Below are 16,336 nucleotides of genomic sequence, written 5' to 3'. Positions count from 1 at the left end.
TATATAAATTCAATTAGTTATAGTATGTATCAAAAAATATGAAATTTACAAAACTTTACAGTCATGATTAAAATTAAAGCTTTGTTTTTTAACATTTTATATTTTATAAATATTCATATCCTGATTTTTTCAAAATAAGAAAAAAATAGTCAGCAGCCACTCACCAGCAAACAAATATCAATTAAATGAATAGCTTATGAGTTTGTTAAATTAGGAAACTGCTAAATCAAGTATTCTCTATTATTTTTATTCAAACTATAAATTCGACAAATTATCAAATAGTGATAATTTTATAAGCCAGATATATAAAAATTACAAAGCGTTAAGAACAACGCTATAGAGTAAACACTCAAATTTAAAATATAGAATAAATACTCAATTTATTCCTATACTCTTCCCTATTCATATTCTTATTATTTTAATTGTGTAACCAGAGCTAAAATTATTATAAAAAAGTTATTACTATGTCTTTTTTATTTATAAGAGATAAAGAATGAATAAAATTTATATAGAAGATTTAAGCATTGGTGATATCTTTACAAGTAAAAAATTTAATTTTACCCGGGACAATATTAAGGCATTTGCAAATGAATTTGACCCGCAAGATTTTCACTGCAATGAAAGCCGCGCAAAACATTCCTTTTTTAAAGAGCTCGTTGCCAGCGGCCTACATACCAATGCTGTAACCATGAAACTGATTACTCAGAGTTTTCCTTTAGCTCATGGTATTATTGGTGCAGGTATGGCAGTAGACTGGTATCGTCCAGTAAAGCCTGAAGATAGTGTTTTTGTTAAAACAGAAGTGATTAATATCAGACCTTGCAAAACGAACTCGCTTAAAGTTTTAATCACATGTCATCACGATCTTTATAATCAAAATGGTATTCTCTGCCAGAGATTAACCTCTAAATTGCTTAATTTTAAAAAATCCTGATGTTTGGGCTGCATGCTTTTAAAGCAAGTATGCAGCCCTATTTCCAGCCATCGTTTTTGATTATTTCAATCTGATCTGATTCAATGTCTGACATAATATTCTTTTATCGGCATCTCGTAAGTTAGGCTGTTGAACCGGCCACATATAAGCACAGTGGCTTGGAGCGCGATTATTGTTGCGCTTTAAATCATAGGCAATATTTTTTAAAAGCGCGGTATTCAAAGCACTTATTTTGGTACGAACCTCACTTAAATCTTGTGGCTGCCAGTTTTTTTCTGGTGTAGATAACCAGTCTGCCCGATAGCGATACTGGATTGCTTTAGCGGCATCCATCTGGGCAATAATAAATGGTGCAGCACTTTGACCATCTAACCCGAATGATTCAGCCTCTGCTGTAGATTGAAGCAGGACTTTCTTTTCCTGCTCCTGATCTTCAATTGCCAGATGTTTCTCAGCTTTATAACCTGCAACATCTTTCATATAAGATAATCGTTCATTGATCAGACGGGCTGCCTGATCATATTGATATGCCTGGCTAAATGGTGAAAAAGTCAAGGCAAGCAAAACAGTACATCCCTGAGAAAATAATCGTGTTTGTTGTATTTTCAAAAAATTTCTCCTGTTTAAAGTTTAAATAGTGACGCCCCAGTCCTGATACAACAGCTTGAGCCATCATCTTGTCAATATTTGTTCTTTGGTCTTTATATAATCTTGATCTCATACCCTTGGCTTAGGATCAGGCTCGCTAGGAAGATTAAAATATATTGAATTTCGTCTGACCATCCATACTGAATATACATTTTCCTTTAAATTCCTGCGCAGTTCCGCGTTCATTTTCTGCACAGAACTCCAGATAGAGATAAACATCACCACTATTCTGGCTGATATAGTAATTGCTCGCAGGATCATTAAAGCTCACCGTCTTCTTATTTAATACATCCGAAAGTAACAGCTTTTTGCATTTTTCAGTTAATTTTTCCTTGTTTAAAATCATGCCGGAATTTTGCACAACAGAGAAAGTCTGGCCTAAATCTTGCGCATGATTTTTTTTATTATTCTCACTCACAGAGGTATCCAGAGGCGCATTGGGATTAGCGTCTTGGCTCTTATGCTCTTCAGAACCTCCACATCCGGCTAAACTGAGCAGCAGGGTGAAAATAAAAACATTCTTCACTTTAATAATCTATAAATTCAAAAAGTGTAAGATAACAAAAATAGCCTCGAATGACAAAAACAAGGCGACTTAATCTGGGCTTTCTTTTTGGATATTGCCAGATTTTTTGGCACAAAGCCGTGTTCAAAAAACACTTCTACTGGCTATTTATTTTTTAATCATTATAAAACTGAATCTGCTTTTTATATAAGTACCAGATTTTTCGGTATAAATCAGCGAAAATATAATTAAATAATTTCCCCATATACGCTATTAGTACAAGGATGAATGCAGGCCATTTCATTTATATCGAGCCTGAATAATTTAAAGACGATTTTATTTTTAAACTTATTACATAGTGCTTACATGGATTTTAATATAAAAAAAGCACTTACAATTAATGCATGTAAGTGCTTGATATATATGGTGGGCCCACACAGACTTGAACTGTGGACCAACGGATTATGAGTCCGCTGCTCTAACCAACTGAGCTATAGGCCCTATAAATTTCAATCATATTCATATGATGAATGCTGCCTGATATTAGTCAAATTTAACTTAAATTACAAGCAGATGATTTTAACAAAACACTTAAATCGTGCTTAAAACCATGAACTGCGCTGATTCTATCTGATCTGTACATAAGCCGTAAAGCAAATATTGCACGATTTTGGTCATTAAAAAACCATCCAGGTTGGTATTTTCTGGTCTTTTTGGATATATATTTTCCAGCAGACTCATATTAAACTGCGATCACACCATACCAATGATCTCGAATATGAAAAAATTTTTAGGAAAATCTATTTTTAAAGCAACAGGTTGGACATATAATGTTGATCCAGCAATCTTAGAGAATAAACAAGTTATTATCGGTTTTGAGCATACTTCTAATCTCGATACCATCCTCTCCCTCGCTTTATTTGAAATTTTAGGTATCAAAATTCACACTCTGATTAAAAAAGAATTGTTCAAAGGCCCGCTCAAACCTCTCCTGAAACATCTCGGTGGTATCCCGGTAGACCGCAAAACCAGTAAAGATATCGTTACGCAAATGGTGGAACTATTTAACCAGAATGATCGCTTTAATCTGGTCATTGCGCCTGAGGCGACACGAGCCAAAGACGGTGAAGCGCGTAAACCGATCCGCACCGGTTTCTGGCATATCGCCAAAGCAGCCAATGTGCCCATTATTTTAATGTATGCCAATGCACGCACCAAGCAAGGCGGTATTTTAGGTAAAATTTACCCGACCGAGTTACAACACGATCTTGAACAGATTAAAGCGCTCTATGCCCAATATGACATAGACGTAAAAATTCGTTGATGGTTCTCTCTATTTTTGATCATTCTTTGTTGTTTGATCAGGATTTTAAACTTTGAATATGAGTAAGGGCAGTTTTCAACAAAACCTCGGCTATGCTAATATTCCTGCACTTTTTTGAGTTTTAATTTTTTGGAGTTACTTCCATGGCGGGTCATTCTAAATGGGCCAATATTAAGCATCGTAAAGCTAAACAAGATGCAAGTCGCGGTAAGGTTTTTACTAAATATATCCGTGAAATCGTAACAGCTGCACGTTTGGGCGGTCCTGATGCTGCAAGCAACCCGCGTTTACGTGCTGTTGTTGAAAAAGCACTCTCTGTTAACATGACACGTGACACGATCAACCGTGCCATCCAGCGTGGTGCAGGTGGTGAAGAAAATGATGATTTAAAAGAAGTTACCTATGAAGGTTACGGGGTTGGCGGAGTTGCCGTTATCGTTGAAACCATGACCGATAACCTCAACCGTACCGTTCCTGACGTTCGTCACTGTTTCTCTAAAACCAACGGTAACCTGGGCACCAATGGTTCTGTGGCATACCTGTTTACCAAACGTGGTGAAATTTCTTTTGAAGATGTGTCTTTAGAAGACAAAATCATGGAAGTGGCTTTAGAAGCCGGTGCTGATGATATCGAAGTAGATGAAGACAGCATTCTGGTCATTACCAGCCCGGAAAGCTTTGGTGAAGTACAAGATGCGCTTGCAGCTGCAGGTCTGAAATCGGACAATGCTGAAGTTGTGATGAGCCCATCAACTAAAGCTGAAATCAACGATATTGATCAGGCAAAACAGATCATGAAAATGATCGATATGCTTGAAGATCTTGATGATGTTCAAAACGTGTATACCAACGTTGAATTCTCTGAAGAGGTTTTAGCGCAACTTGATGCCTAAACCTTTTTGCCGAGTAAAAAATGCATCTGTTTAGATGCATTTTTTTTATAGCTTGTTTAAAAGTTTATAACAGTTAAAGACATTATATTCTTTAATGACAAAGCTGGAATGCAGCGCCACTACACTGTCGATCTTTCCAATACGGCGTAACAGGATCTCACTATAGTCATCCATATTGCGGGCCACCAGCTCCAGAATAAAGTCTGCACTCTGCCCCGTGACTAAAAAGGCATTGGTGACTTCCGGAATATCTTCCAATTCCTGTAAGAACTTATCAAAAGTTTCACTATCGTGCTTGCTTAATGATACCTGCAAAAGAATATGTAGGCTAAACCCCAGTTTATTAAAATTGATTTCTCTTTTCAGTTGTCCCATCACCTGAGATTCGATCAGGTTCTTGATACGGCGGTGCACCGAGCTCACGGAAAGATTAATACGTTCTGATAACTCGTTCAGATTGACATCTTCATGGGTTAAAATTTCAAGAATTTGTTTATCGAAACGATCCAATTCCATTTTACAGTTCTCACTTTTCATCTACGTTGTTACCGGAACTGCATACACTGATGAATTCTTAGGGGTCAAGGGAAAACATACGTTTAACTTTTGACGATGCTGCATGGATAGCGCAGACATGATTCCGATAAACTTGTGGTCTATCTTTGTCCCAAAGCCGAAGCGAGACCTTGTGAGTATTTGCCTAACTGATCTCCCAATTGTTAAGCAACCCGTTTCGATCCCCATCACACCCTGAAACATAAGATAACAAAGCCGTTTTATAATTATTTCCCTCTTTTGGTTTTTTTTAAAGTAAATTTGGCAATTATTTCTACGTTTTGGCGTGGAAAACGAATTTTCTTTTAACAATTGATTTTATTTACCGGTATTTTTTTAAGATTCCAGCCATATTTATATTTTTCTTGCCATAAAAAAGCCCCGATGCCGAGATCAGGGCTATTTTGACCGGACGCTTTTATAAACCGCGCCAATCCACACGTGCATTACGCTCTGTGGCATAAATGCGTTGTACATACTGGCCAATCGGCAAGTCACATAAATAGTTGTAATATTGCTTTAATTCACCGTTAAATTGCTCATCAGCATCATTTTCCAGTTCCCACGGCGTACCTTTGATCACCAATAATGGTGCAAGAATAGAACATACGGCAATGTCTGCCAGCCCAAGACGATCCCCCACCAGATAACGGCCCTGATTATCGACCAGACGCTGGTTAAGCTCGCCAATCAACTCGGTCATACGAAGTTGGGAATGCGCGACTTTTTCAGGACTTAACTTATAATTGGTTGAAACCAGACTCTTTAAAATCGGTTTGGAAATTTTCTCAAACTGACGCAAATAGCCTTGCTCACCCATCATGATTTCCAGTGGATGATCTCCCACTGACAATGCATGGGCCAAAGACCAGCGGCGGACATGCACACCCAGCTCGTCAGCCAGTTTGTCAATCTCCAAGGCTTGCTCGCGCAACTGCTCATCTCGTCTGAGCAAGGCATGCTCAGGATACGTGGCATCAAGATACAAGGCGATTTGGGTGGAGTCAGCAATCCACTGTTTATCATCTTTGAGCATCGGCAATAAATATTGTCCCGACTTCAGGTAGGTGAATGCACGGTGGAAACCAGGAATCAAATTATGAGCAACATAGTCCAATTCTTTATGATCTAACAACCAGCGAGCTTTTTCACAATAATGAGATAAAGGAAATTGGTATAAAACCCGCATAGAATCTCCAGATTTATTTTTCTACTCAGTCAAACATCAGCTTTTCCATACTTTAGAAGCAAAAGCTAATGAATACAATGTCCTTTTCAGCCTATCTTTTTTAATTGTGGCGCTGTGTTGTTTATAAATTTTCCTGTTGAGATTATTCATTTATTTCATAGCAGCTAGCCGATCAATTATATCCAGCTGTTGCCAAAAGCTTATAAATCATTGTTTTAGATCAGAATGTAATATTATTTTTTTTGTTATTTTTACCATGAAAAATGCTTAGGAATTATTGTGATAACTTAGCCACAACTGATGGTTTAGTGGAAAAGTAAAATTTTTGTAAAGTGCTTCTTATCTATTAGAGGTACTCACATGTCCAGTAATCAATCAGTGATCCAAGCACAAGTACAACTGATTTCAAATGATCAGCAGGCCATTAATGCTGCCTATCAAGTTGCTGACTTTGCCTTAGAAGAGCGCAATATACGTGATCAAAACCGTATTTTACCCACCGAACAAATGATTCAGTTTAGCCAAAAAGGTTTGGGTGGAATCCGCATCCCCCGGCAATATGGTGGTGCATTCGTTTCCAATAAAACCTTGGCCCAGGTGTTCCGTATTTTAAGTAAAGCCGATGCCAATGTTGGGCAGATTCCTCAAAACCAGTTCGGGCTACTCAATCTGATCAATATCACGGGTTCAGAGGCCCAAAAGCAGTTTATCTATAATGAAATTCTTGCAGGTAAACGGATTGCCAATGGCGGGCCGGAAAAAAACGCCAAAGATACCAAGACCATTCAAACCACCTTAACATTGCAAAATGGTCAATATCTTTTAAACGGGGAAAAATTTTACTCGACTGGCACCAGCTTTGCAGACTGGTTAGCCATTCGTGCCTTACATCCAGACGGTTATACCGTATTGGCCATCATTGACCGGCATGCTGCGGGGGTTGAAGTCATTAATGACTGGAATGGTTTTGGTCAACGCACCACAGCCAGTGGAACAGTCAAACTGCACAACGTCATCGCTGATCCGGCCTTATTTTTTGATGAACGCATTATCGCGGATACTCCAAATGTCCGGGGTGCCTACTCTCAACTGTTACAAGTCGCAATTGATGTTGGCATTGCCGAGGCTGCCTTTGATGAAACCTTGTCCAGCGTGCGTAAAGCGCGTCCGGTCATTGATGCAGGCGTAGACAGAGCCAGTGAGGAACATTACACCCTGCAAGAGGTTGGCAAGCTCAATATCCTGCTCGATGCCGCCATTTTATTACTCGATGAAGCCGCCGAATATCTGGATGAACTGGATCAACTCACTGAGCTTTCTGCCGGGCAAGCCGCCCGCGCTTCGATTTTGGTCGCGGAGGCAAAAATCTATGCCAATGATGCGGCCCTGCACATCTCGGAAAAACTACTTGAACTTGGCGGTAGCCGAGCCAGCCTGAGCCAACATAATCTTGATCAGCACTGGCGCAATGCTCGTGTGCATACCCTACACGATCCTGTGCGTTGGAAATTCCATGCCATCGGTGACTATTACCTGAATGGTACTCACCCTGCCCGCCATGCCTGGATTTAAGGAGAAAACCACCATGACTTCATATCAAGAATTACAAGGTTTTGCCAAGCCCCATTCAAAAGCCGCCCATATCATCCAGAGTGATGCAGAAGCATTGGAGATTGCCACCCAACTGAGTCAGCAGTTCAGACAGGCAGCCATTGAACGCGATGCCACTCGCAACTTGCCATTTGCCGAAATCGAAGCGTATAGCCAGTCAGGTTTATGGGCGATTACTGTACCTAAGCAGTATGGTGGTGCAGAGGTTTCTAGCTTAACCGTTGCCAAAGTCATTGCCCTGATTAGCGGTGCCGATGGTTCAATCGGCCAGATTCCGCAAAACCATTTTTATGCCCTGGAAGTATTACGCAATACCGGTACCGAAGCACAAAAGCAGCGTCTCTATCAGGAAGTATTACAAGGTGCACGGTTTGGTAATGCGCTGGCTGAGTTTAAAACCCGTACCTCAGCACATAAACAAACGGCCTTAATCCCAAGCGAAAACGGTTATCTGATTCAGGGAGAAAAGTTTTATTGCACCGGTAGCCTGTTTGCCCATCGCATTCCCACCTTAGTGGTGGATGAATCTGGACGCGAATTTCTGGCTTTTGTGCAGCGCGACAGTCAAGGTTTGGAGCTGATTGATGACTGGTCTGGTTTTGGTCAACGTACTACAGGCAGCGGCACAGTCAGGTTTAATCAGGTCTTCGTTGCCAAAGAAGATGTGATTCCGTTTGATACTGCCTTTAAGCAACTGTCTCTGGTCGGCCCATTTGCTCAAATCATGCATGCCGCAATTGAAGTCGGGATTGCCCGTGCGGCCTTTGAGGAAACCTTGCAACGCGTGCATGTTGCTCGCCCCTGGATTGATGCCAATATTGAATCGGCCACCCAAGATCCGTTAACCCTGTCTGAACTGGGTCGTGTCGCAACCGATGTCAAAGCCAGTGAACTACTCCTCAAACAGGCGGCCCGATCTGTTGATGCTGCCAAACAGGAGCTCAATCCGGAAAGCCTGGCCAAAGCCTCAATTGATGTTGCCAAAGTCCGGGCACATAGCACAGAAACTGCATTAAAAGCCTCATCGAAACTGATTGAACTGGCGGGTAGTCGTGGCAGTCAACGTGCCGATGGGCTAGACCGTCACTGGCGTAATGCACGTGTACACACCTTGCATGATGCTGCACGCTGGAAATATTACTTCATCGGCAATTATGTATTGAATGGCATTCTGCCTCCACGCCGGGGGACATTGTAATGACGCAAACCACTGCAAAGAAAATTTTACTCAATGCCTTTGATATGAACTGCGTCGGTCATATCAATCATGGCCTATGGACGCATCCGCGTGATCAGTCACATCGCTTTAATGAGCTGAATTATTGGACTGAACTGGCACAAACCTTGGAACAGGGTCTGTTTGATGGCCTATTCCTCGCCGATATTACGGGTGTATATGATGTCTATCAGAATGGCATCGATCTCACCCTGAAAGAATCGATTCAACTGCCAAGCCATGACCCTTCTACCCTGATTTCAGCTATGGCCTTGGTCACGCAGAATTTAAGCTTTGGCGTGACCGTCAATCTCAGCTATGAGCAGCCCTATCAATTTGCACGGCGATTTGCCAGTCTTGATCATTTAACCCAAGGTCGTTTGGGCTGGAATATTGTCACTGGCTATCTGGACAGTGCTGAACGCCTGATTGGACAAAAAGGCTTAAAAGATCATGATGCCCGTTATGATCAGGCCGAGGAGTTCTTACAGCTTTGCTATCAATATTGGGAAGGTTCCTGGGAAAATGACGCCTTAAAAAAAGATAAGCAGCAGCGGGTTTTTACTGACCCCAATAAAGTCCACTCGATCAATCATCAAGGCCAATATTACCAAAGCCAAGGGGTATTTCAGGTGGCGCCGTCGCTTCAACGTACGCCAACCTTATTTCAGGCGGGCGCTTCACCGAAAGGACTACAGTTTGCCACGCGTCATGCGGAATGTATTTTTATTGGTGGTGATCAACCCGAAAAGATTCGTCAGCAAGTCCATAAAATACGACTACAAGCACAGCAACAAGGTCGAGATGAAGATGCAATTAAAATCTTTGTCGGCATTACCGTGGTCGTGGCTGAAACACATGAACTTGCCCAGCAAAAATTGGCTGAATATCGTGAATATGCCAGCCCTGAAGCAGGTTTAGCGCATTACGCCAGTTCAGTCGGCATTGATCTTGCCAGGTTTGCAGATGATGAAGCGATTCCGTATCAAAAGAGCAATAGCATTGCTTCAGTCAATGAGAAATTTAAAGAACAGCGTATTAGCAAAAATGATCTAAAAGCCCAACATGTGCTGGGTGGACGCTATCCGCTCATTGTTGGCAGTGGCGCGGAGGTTGCAGAATACCTGATTGATCTGCTTGACCAGACCGGTATTGATGGTTTTAACCTGACACGTACGGTTGCACCTGAATCGCATCATGATTTTATTCGACTGGTCATTCCAGAGTTACAACAACGTGGACGTTATAAAACTGAATATGCCACAGGTTCATTACGCAATAAGCTTTTTGCCCAAGGGGATCATTTAGCCGCTAGCCATCCTGCCGATCAGTTCCGATGTAGAACGCATAACAATACAGATACCCTAAAAATAATTGAAGAAATGAGTGCTTAACATTAAAGAAAAGAATTGGAGAAATATATGGCTCAAACAACCTCTAAAAAATGGCTCGGTATTGGCCTGGTCGTTGTTGTTGCGATTATTGCCTTGTTGATCTGGAATAAATACAGACATAGCAGTAATAGTGAACTGGTAATTGGAATAAGTCCTTCTTTTGCTCATCCGCTTCAGGTCGCAGCAGATGAAGCCAAAAAGCAAGGTTTGAATGTCAAACTGGTCGAGTTTTCCGACTGGAATACCCCAAATATCACCTTAAGTCATGGCGATATTGATGCTAACTTTTTCCAGCATCAGCCTTTTTTGGATAATGCCATTAAAGAAACCGGCTTTAAGTTAAAGTCATTTGCTGCAGGTGCGGCGTCGCATGTGGGGCTGTATTCAAAAAAATATAAAAGCTTTGATGAACTGCCAAATGGTGCCACTGTTGCCATTCCAAATGATCCTGTCAATCAAGGGCGTGCTTTATTGCTGTTGCAACAAGCCAAGCTGATTGAACTGAAAGACAGCAATAATCATCTTTCTGCACTGAAAGACATTACCGCAAATCCGAAAAACCTCAAATTTACTGAAGTTGAAGGACCGCAAACGGCACGTGCCATTGACGATGTTGATCTCGCGTTTGGTTATCCACACTACTTACGTTTGGCCAAAACGGCTGATCCTGAAAGTGCCCTACTGTTTGATGACAACACCAATAAACGTTATGCGATTTTATTTGTGGTGCGTGATGACTATCAGGACAAAGACAACAAGCTACAGCAATTTGTCGAGATTTATCAAAACTCGCCAAAAGTCAAAGCAGCCTTGGATAGCGATTTCGGTCCAACGTTGTGGTTTCCGGGCTGGAAATAAGGAGAACGATGATGGTGAGTTTTGGTTCAAAAGTCGATTTTTCAGTTCCACATCTGAAAATACGCGGTTTAAACAAGTTTTATGATGTACAGGGCCAACGCTTACATGCCTTAAAAGACATTCATCTCGATATTCCCAAAGCACAGATTGTCGGGATTATCGGAAAAAGCGGAGCCGGTAAATCTTCCCTGCTGCGCACCCTAAATGGCCTAGAATCCATTGATACGGGCAGCATCCTGATTCATCAGCAAAATATTGTAGAACTCAGTCATGCCGAGCTGATCAAGACCCGGCAGAAAATCGGCATGATTTTTCAGCATTTTAATTTAATGTCTGCCAAAACGGTGTGGGAAAATGTGGCGCTACCACTGCGGATCGCAGCTTATGACAAGGCCGAGATTGAACAACGGGTCAGTGATGTGCTGACACTGGTAGGTTTGGATGCAAAGCGACATGATTATCCCTCACAACTGTCGGGAGGACAGAAACAACGTGTCGGTATTGCCCGAGCCTTGGTGTCGCAACCTGAAATCCTGCTGTGTGATGAAGCCACTTCTGCACTCGACCCTGAAAGTACCGCCAATATTCTGGCTTTGCTGAAACAGATTAATCAGGACCTTGGTTTGACCATTGTCTTGATCACCCATGAAATGCAGGTCATCCAGGAGATTTGTGATCAGGTGGTCGTGATTGATCAGGGCGAAATCGTTGAGTCCGGGCAGGTCTGGTCGGTATTTTCCAATCCGCAACAACAGATCACACAGGAATTGCTCAATTTTGCACAGGTGAATTTACCTTTTGAACTGAGCCCAACCATTCTGCCTCAGAGTACCCATCAGCTTTTAAAACTGAAATATGTCAGTGAATCGAAATCGGTGCCTGACTTATATGAACTACTGGATGGATTTAACAGTCCCGTTCAGGTGTATTACAGTCAGATTGATACCATTCAGCAGCATAGCATTGGTTCCTTCGTCATCGGGATTGCCAATCTCGAGTTTGATCTAAACAGCCCCCAATTTGCAAAACATCCAGCCATAACACAACTTGAGGTGATCGGTTATGTACAATCAACTCATTGATCTGTTACTGACAGGTACCACGGATACCCTGATTATGGTTGGTGTGTCTGCAATTCTCGCCTTTTTGATTGGTTTGCCAATTGCCTTGATTCTGGTCAGCACCGCCGATTTTGGCATTTATCCGTCCAAGAGAATCAATCAGTCCTTAGGCTGGATCATTAACATCACCCGTTCCGTGCCCTTTCTGATTTTAATGGTGGCTTTGATACCATTTACCCGCTGGATTGTCGGAACCAGTTATGGTGTGCTCGCCGCAATTGTCCCTTTGACTATCGCCGCGATTCCGTTCTTTGCCCGTATTGCCGAAGTCAGCCTACGCGAAGTCGATCAAGGCCTGATTGAGGCAGCACAAGCAATGGGCTGTAATCGCAGGCAGATTCTCTGGCATGTGCTGCTGCCAGAAGCCTTACCCGGTATTATCGCAGGTTTTACTGTGACTATTGTCACCATGATCAGCTCGTCAGCGATTGCCGGTGCAATTGGTGCAGGCGGTTTAGGCGATATTGCCTATCGTTATGGCTACCAGCGTTTTGATATGCAAGTGATGCTTGCTGTAATCTTGGTTCTGATCGTTTTGGTGATGCTGGTGCAGGCCACTGGCGATCACATTGCCCAGCAACTGGATAAACGTAAAGTTTAAGCCCGAATCTATCATCCACTCTAGCCATGACTTTGTCATGGCTTTCATGTAAAATCAGCAGCAATTTTTATATTACACATTTGTGAGTGGTTTCATGGGTTTTAATTGCGGTATTGTTGGTCTGCCAAACGTAGGTAAATCTACATTATTTAATGCATTAACAAAGGCAGCGATTGCTGCTGAAAACTTTCCGTTCTGTACCATCGAACCGAACACAGGCATCGTACCCGTGCCAGATCCACGTCTGGACAAACTTGCTGCGATCGTAAATCCGCAACGTGTTTTACCCACCACTATGGAATTCGTTGACATCGCCGGTCTGGTTGCAGGTGCATCGAAAGGTGAAGGTCTGGGTAACCAGTTCCTTGCCAATATCCGTGAAACAGATGCCATTGCACACGTGGTTCGCTGCTTTGAAGATGAAAATGTCATTCACGTAAATGGTAAAATTGACCCATTAGATGACATCGCAACCATCAATACCGAACTTGCCTTGGCTGACCTTGATACCGTTGCTAAAGCATTGTTACGCTTGACTAAAGCGGCAAAAGGTGGCGATAAAGAAGCGCTTGCAACCAAAGCTGTTCTGGAAAAAATCCAGCCTTTACTTGATGAAGGTAAACCGGCACGTGCCGCTGACCTGTCAGATGATGAACGTAAAGCAGTGCGTGGTTTCGGTTTAATGACCCTTAAACCAACCATGTATATTGCCAATGTGGCTGAAGACGGTTTTGAAAACAACCCGCATCTTGAAGCAGTAAAAAAACTTGCTGCTGAAGAAAATGCCATTGTTGTACCTCTTTGCAACCAGATCGAAGCTGAAATTTCATTGCTTGAAGATGAAGACCGTGCTGAGTTCCTTGAAGCAATGGGTATGGAAGAACCAGGCCTAAATGTAGTGATCCGTGCCGGTTATAAACTGCTTGGCCTACAAACTTACTTCACTGCTGGTGTACAGGAAGTTCGTGCCTGGACTGTTAAAGTTGGTGCAACTGCGCCGCAAGCGGCTGGCGTGATTCACACAGACTTTGAAAAAGGCTTTATCCGTGCTGAATGTGTTGCTTATGATGACTTCATTCAATATAACGGTGAAAATGGCGCCAAAGAAGCAGGCAAATGGCGTCTGGAAGGCAAAACCTATGTTGTTCAGGACGGCGATGTATTACACTTCCGTTTTAACGTATAAACCCGTTTTTTGATTTCCAAACCGCCAATAATGACCATATTGGCGGTTTTTTTATTTGCCCAAAAGATAACAGCAATTTTAACAGCCCTTTAACTCAATAATTTTTTCAATTGCTGGGTCACATGCTGCCGTGCTTTTTTCTGTTTGAAGATTGTCGGAATATGCAATAAAAAGAAAGAATAACGATATTTTTTGTGATCCCGTAAGGATTCACTTAAATACTCATAAAGCTCCACTGCCGCTTCGCGATGAAATGCCCATAATGGCTGATGCCTGTACATAACCACATAATAGGCATCATTCGGCCAGTTCAGTTCATGCTTTTGTTTGTAACCACAAGACTCACAGATTACCCCACCCCGACTTTGCATCGAATAGTATGTGTTCCAAGCCGTTGAATCATAGCCTTCTGGCATATCTTGAATTTGCTCAATTCTGCTAGAAAGATTCGGATAATAAAATGCAGCATGCCAATAACTACCACCGTAATATTCCTGAAAACGTGCATATTCAAAATCTGGATGAGATTGAAAGTAACCAACATCTTTTTTCAGATGTATCTTTGCCAATCGTGCAAATTCAAAATCTGCCCTGGCCTGACATGCGGGACATTTAATGCTTAATTTGGACGGCAATGACCAATATTCGTAGATTCCTGTCATGTATTCTTTAATTCTGACCATCACATTTGAATAAATATAGATTAGCAACTGAATGACTTTTTTAGAATCCTTAAATCTAATAAATGAAAAAGCCAAGCTTAATTGACTTGGCTTTGTCTATTTGATTTAAGCACATTAAGATATGGTCTGCGGCTTCATATCCATTTCCGCACGTTTCATGTGTGCTTCTTTTAAAATCCGCTGGTGTAATGGCTTACGAAAACCAAGCAAGAAGACAAATTCGGCTAGCACAAATAAAGGACCTATCGCCAGTCCCACCAGATCATCAACAAAAGCAGGCTTTTTCTTTTCAAAATAATGCCCCACGAATTGGAACGCCCAACCCAGCACAAAAATACCGATACTGGTCCCTAGCCAGCTCCACATGGATAAAGCCGCAATTTTTACGGCCAAGGGATAAGCCAAGACAAAAAGAAGCAGCATCAGGCCACCAAACAGCTTATCCAGTGAAATATAGTAAATGCTACTTACAATAATAAGCAGCATGGCTAAAGTGATTGAAAAGCCAGAAATTTCGATACCTGCACGCGCCGTTAAGCATAAAATCGAAAAAACAATCAAAGGAATACCCACAAAATGGGTCACAATATTATTTCGATCCAGATGATAAGCTGCATACTGACTTAGTAAACATTCCAGTTTTGTCATTTTTCTTTCCTCATATCATTCGTTTATGCTGTTAATCTATAAGAAATAGCCTGATCAAGTTGTCACGTAGCTGACAAATGGATGTACTTTTAAGCAAGGAACAATCGTGTTAGAACCGCTTTATATTCAGCATTTAAAACAAAACGCATGGTTTAGCCAGCTAGCAGAGCCTTTTCAACATTTTATTCTTGAACATGGCAAACAATATACTGTTGAGAAAAATGCGGCCGTGTTTCATGCACAAGATGAGTTTAATGGCGTCTATGGCGTGCTGGAAGGCTCGATTAGTCTGGGATATATCGATGTAAATGGTAATGAAGCGATTGCCGCCATAGCAGAACCGATCATGTGGTTTGGCGAAATTTCCCTGATTGACCGGCAGCCCCGTTCGCATGACGCAATTGCATTGAAAAAAAGTGTGATGCTGCAAATACCGGCCCGGCCCTTACATGATTTTTTGCAACAAAATCCCTATTACTGGTATTACTTTGCCCTGCTCACCAGTCAAAAATTACGCTATGTATTTTTAGAGCATATTGCGATTCAAACCCAAAGTATTGGCCAGCGTCTGGCTCAACGTTTATTGTTTATTCTGGAAGGTTATGGTAACCGTTCAACGATTCAAGATTTCAACATTCAGATCTCACAAGACCAACTGGCCAATATGCTGACCGTTTCCAGACAAACCATCAATCACGAACTGAATCAGTTTGAAAGGCAAGGTGTGATTCAGTTGGGCTTTAAAAAAATTGCAGTACTCGATTTAGAAGCTCTCAGAAAATTGGCAATGGTCGGTTATCTAAAAGAGTAAACCTGAACTTTTGTATTTTAAATTGATAAGCACCGCATTTTTTGCAATATGCTTTTAAACTTAAACCTAAATTAAAAGACAAACTCTCACTATAAAATGCTACGCATGCTCTAAAATATTTCACAAAATCAGTCTGCTTTCCGCTCTTCAACGCGCTTA

The 16,336-nt window shown here is 41.6% G+C and carries 17 protein-coding genes and 1 tRNA gene; 11 read left to right on the top strand and 7 right to left on the bottom strand.

Annotated elements, in window-relative coordinates; all coding sequences use genetic code 11:
• Window positions 1–493 precede the first annotated feature (493 nt).
• Complete coding sequence (locus OC23_RS14570; protein ID WP_038345601.1) at window positions 494–934, top strand: MaoC/PaaZ C-terminal domain-containing protein; 441 nt, start codon at window positions 494–496, stop codon at window positions 932–934.
• Window positions 935–994: 60 nt separating this feature from the next.
• On the opposite strand, the gene OC23_RS14565 is transcribed toward OC23_RS14570, so the two are convergent.
• The 3 genes from OC23_RS14565 to OC23_RS14555 form a co-directional block, all read right to left on the bottom strand.
• Window positions 995–1,537, bottom strand: a complete 543-nt coding sequence (locus OC23_RS14565; RefSeq protein ID WP_038345620.1) for a chorismate mutase — start codon at window positions 1,535–1,537, stop codon at window positions 995–997.
• Window positions 1,538–1,688: 151 nt separating this feature from the next.
• A complete protein-coding gene (locus tag OC23_RS14560) occupies window positions 1,689–2,084 on the bottom strand; it encodes a hypothetical protein (protein ID WP_038345619.1) in 396 nt (131 codons plus the stop codon).
• A 427-nt stretch (window positions 2,085–2,511) separates the two neighbouring features.
• A tRNA-Ile gene (locus tag OC23_RS14555) sits at window positions 2,512–2,588 on the bottom strand.
• Between the two features lie 277 nt (window positions 2,589–2,865).
• Between OC23_RS14555 and OC23_RS14550 the strand changes: the two genes are divergently transcribed.
• Complete coding sequence (locus OC23_RS14550; protein WP_038345600.1) at window positions 2,866–3,411, top strand: 1-acyl-sn-glycerol-3-phosphate acyltransferase; 546 nt, start codon at window positions 2,866–2,868, stop codon at window positions 3,409–3,411.
• A gap of 143 nt (window positions 3,412–3,554) precedes the next feature.
• Window positions 3,555–4,304 (top strand): YebC/PmpR family DNA-binding transcriptional regulator, encoded by a 750-nt coding sequence (locus OC23_RS14545; protein WP_038345599.1) that lies wholly within the window; start codon window positions 3,555–3,557, stop codon window positions 4,302–4,304.
• Between the two features lie 45 nt (window positions 4,305–4,349).
• Here the strand turns inward: OC23_RS14545 and OC23_RS14540 are convergent, their stop codons facing one another.
• Together OC23_RS14540 and OC23_RS14535 are read right to left on the bottom strand one after the other, a co-directional pair.
• Window positions 4,350–4,820, bottom strand: a complete 471-nt coding sequence (locus OC23_RS14540) for an Lrp/AsnC family transcriptional regulator (protein ID WP_004771770.1) — start codon at window positions 4,818–4,820, stop codon at window positions 4,350–4,352.
• 457 nt (window positions 4,821–5,277) lie between these two features.
• Window positions 5,278–6,048 carry a glutathione S-transferase family protein gene (locus tag OC23_RS14535; protein ID WP_038345598.1) on the bottom strand — a complete coding sequence of 257 codons (771 nt, stop codon included), beginning with the start codon at window positions 6,046–6,048 and terminating at the stop codon, window positions 5,278–5,280.
• A gap of 360 nt (window positions 6,049–6,408) precedes the next feature.
• Between OC23_RS14535 and OC23_RS14530 the strand changes: the two genes are divergently transcribed.
• The 7 genes from OC23_RS14530 (at window position 6,409) to ychF (ending at window position 14,035) form a co-directional block, all read left to right on the top strand.
• Window positions 6,409–7,620: an SfnB family sulfur acquisition oxidoreductase gene (locus OC23_RS14530; RefSeq protein WP_038345597.1), complete on the top strand. Its 1,212-nt coding sequence runs from the start codon at window positions 6,409–6,411 to the stop codon at window positions 7,618–7,620.
• Window positions 7,621–7,633: 13 nt separating this feature from the next.
• Window positions 7,634–8,857: an SfnB family sulfur acquisition oxidoreductase gene (locus OC23_RS14525; RefSeq protein WP_038345596.1), complete on the top strand. Its 1,224-nt coding sequence runs from the start codon at window positions 7,634–7,636 to the stop codon at window positions 8,855–8,857.
• The gene (locus OC23_RS14520; RefSeq protein WP_038345595.1) at window positions 8,857–10,269 is read left to right on the top strand and encodes an LLM class flavin-dependent oxidoreductase; all 1,413 of its coding nucleotides are present in this window, start codon (window positions 8,857–8,859) and stop codon (window positions 10,267–10,269) included. The genes OC23_RS14525 and OC23_RS14520 overlap by 1 nt, the downstream gene beginning before the upstream one ends.
• A 27-nt stretch (window positions 10,270–10,296) precedes the next feature.
• Window positions 10,297–11,127 carry a MetQ/NlpA family ABC transporter substrate-binding protein gene (locus OC23_RS14515; RefSeq protein ID WP_038345594.1) on the top strand — a complete coding sequence of 277 codons (831 nt, stop codon included), beginning with the start codon at window positions 10,297–10,299 and terminating at the stop codon, window positions 11,125–11,127.
• An 11-nt stretch (window positions 11,128–11,138) separates the two neighbouring features.
• Complete coding sequence (locus OC23_RS14510; protein WP_038345593.1) at window positions 11,139–12,209, top strand: methionine ABC transporter ATP-binding protein; 1,071 nt, start codon at window positions 11,139–11,141, stop codon at window positions 12,207–12,209.
• Entirely contained in the window at window positions 12,190–12,849 is a 660-nt protein-coding gene (locus OC23_RS14505; RefSeq protein WP_038345592.1) for a methionine ABC transporter permease, read from the top strand. The genes OC23_RS14510 and OC23_RS14505 overlap by 20 nt, the downstream gene beginning before the upstream one ends.
• Window positions 12,850–12,943: 94 nt before the next feature.
• Complete coding sequence (gene ychF, locus OC23_RS14500; RefSeq protein WP_038345591.1) at window positions 12,944–14,035, top strand: redox-regulated ATPase YchF; 1,092 nt, start codon at window positions 12,944–12,946, stop codon at window positions 14,033–14,035.
• An 89-nt stretch (window positions 14,036–14,124) separates the two neighbouring features.
• Here the strand turns inward: ychF and OC23_RS14495 are convergent, their stop codons facing one another.
• Together OC23_RS14495 and OC23_RS14490 are read right to left on the bottom strand one after the other, a co-directional pair.
• Complete coding sequence (locus OC23_RS14495; protein ID WP_038345590.1) at window positions 14,125–14,697, bottom strand: hypothetical protein; 573 nt, start codon at window positions 14,695–14,697, stop codon at window positions 14,125–14,127.
• Window positions 14,698–14,832: 135 nt separating this feature from the next.
• A complete protein-coding gene (locus OC23_RS14490) occupies window positions 14,833–15,366 on the bottom strand; it encodes a DUF962 domain-containing protein (RefSeq protein WP_038345589.1) in 534 nt (177 codons plus the stop codon).
• Between the two features lie 106 nt (window positions 15,367–15,472).
• Between OC23_RS14490 and OC23_RS14485 the strand changes: the two genes are divergently transcribed.
• Window positions 15,473–16,177 (top strand): Crp/Fnr family transcriptional regulator, encoded by a 705-nt coding sequence (locus OC23_RS14485; RefSeq protein ID WP_038345588.1) that lies wholly within the window; start codon window positions 15,473–15,475, stop codon window positions 16,175–16,177.
• The last annotated feature ends 159 nt before the right edge of the window (window positions 16,178–16,336 follow it).

It is taken from the genome of Acinetobacter sp. A47 (assembly GCF_000805455.1).
GTDB lineage: Bacteria > Pseudomonadota > Gammaproteobacteria > Pseudomonadales > Moraxellaceae > Acinetobacter.
This window is presented reverse-complemented; position numbering and strand designations above follow the sequence as displayed.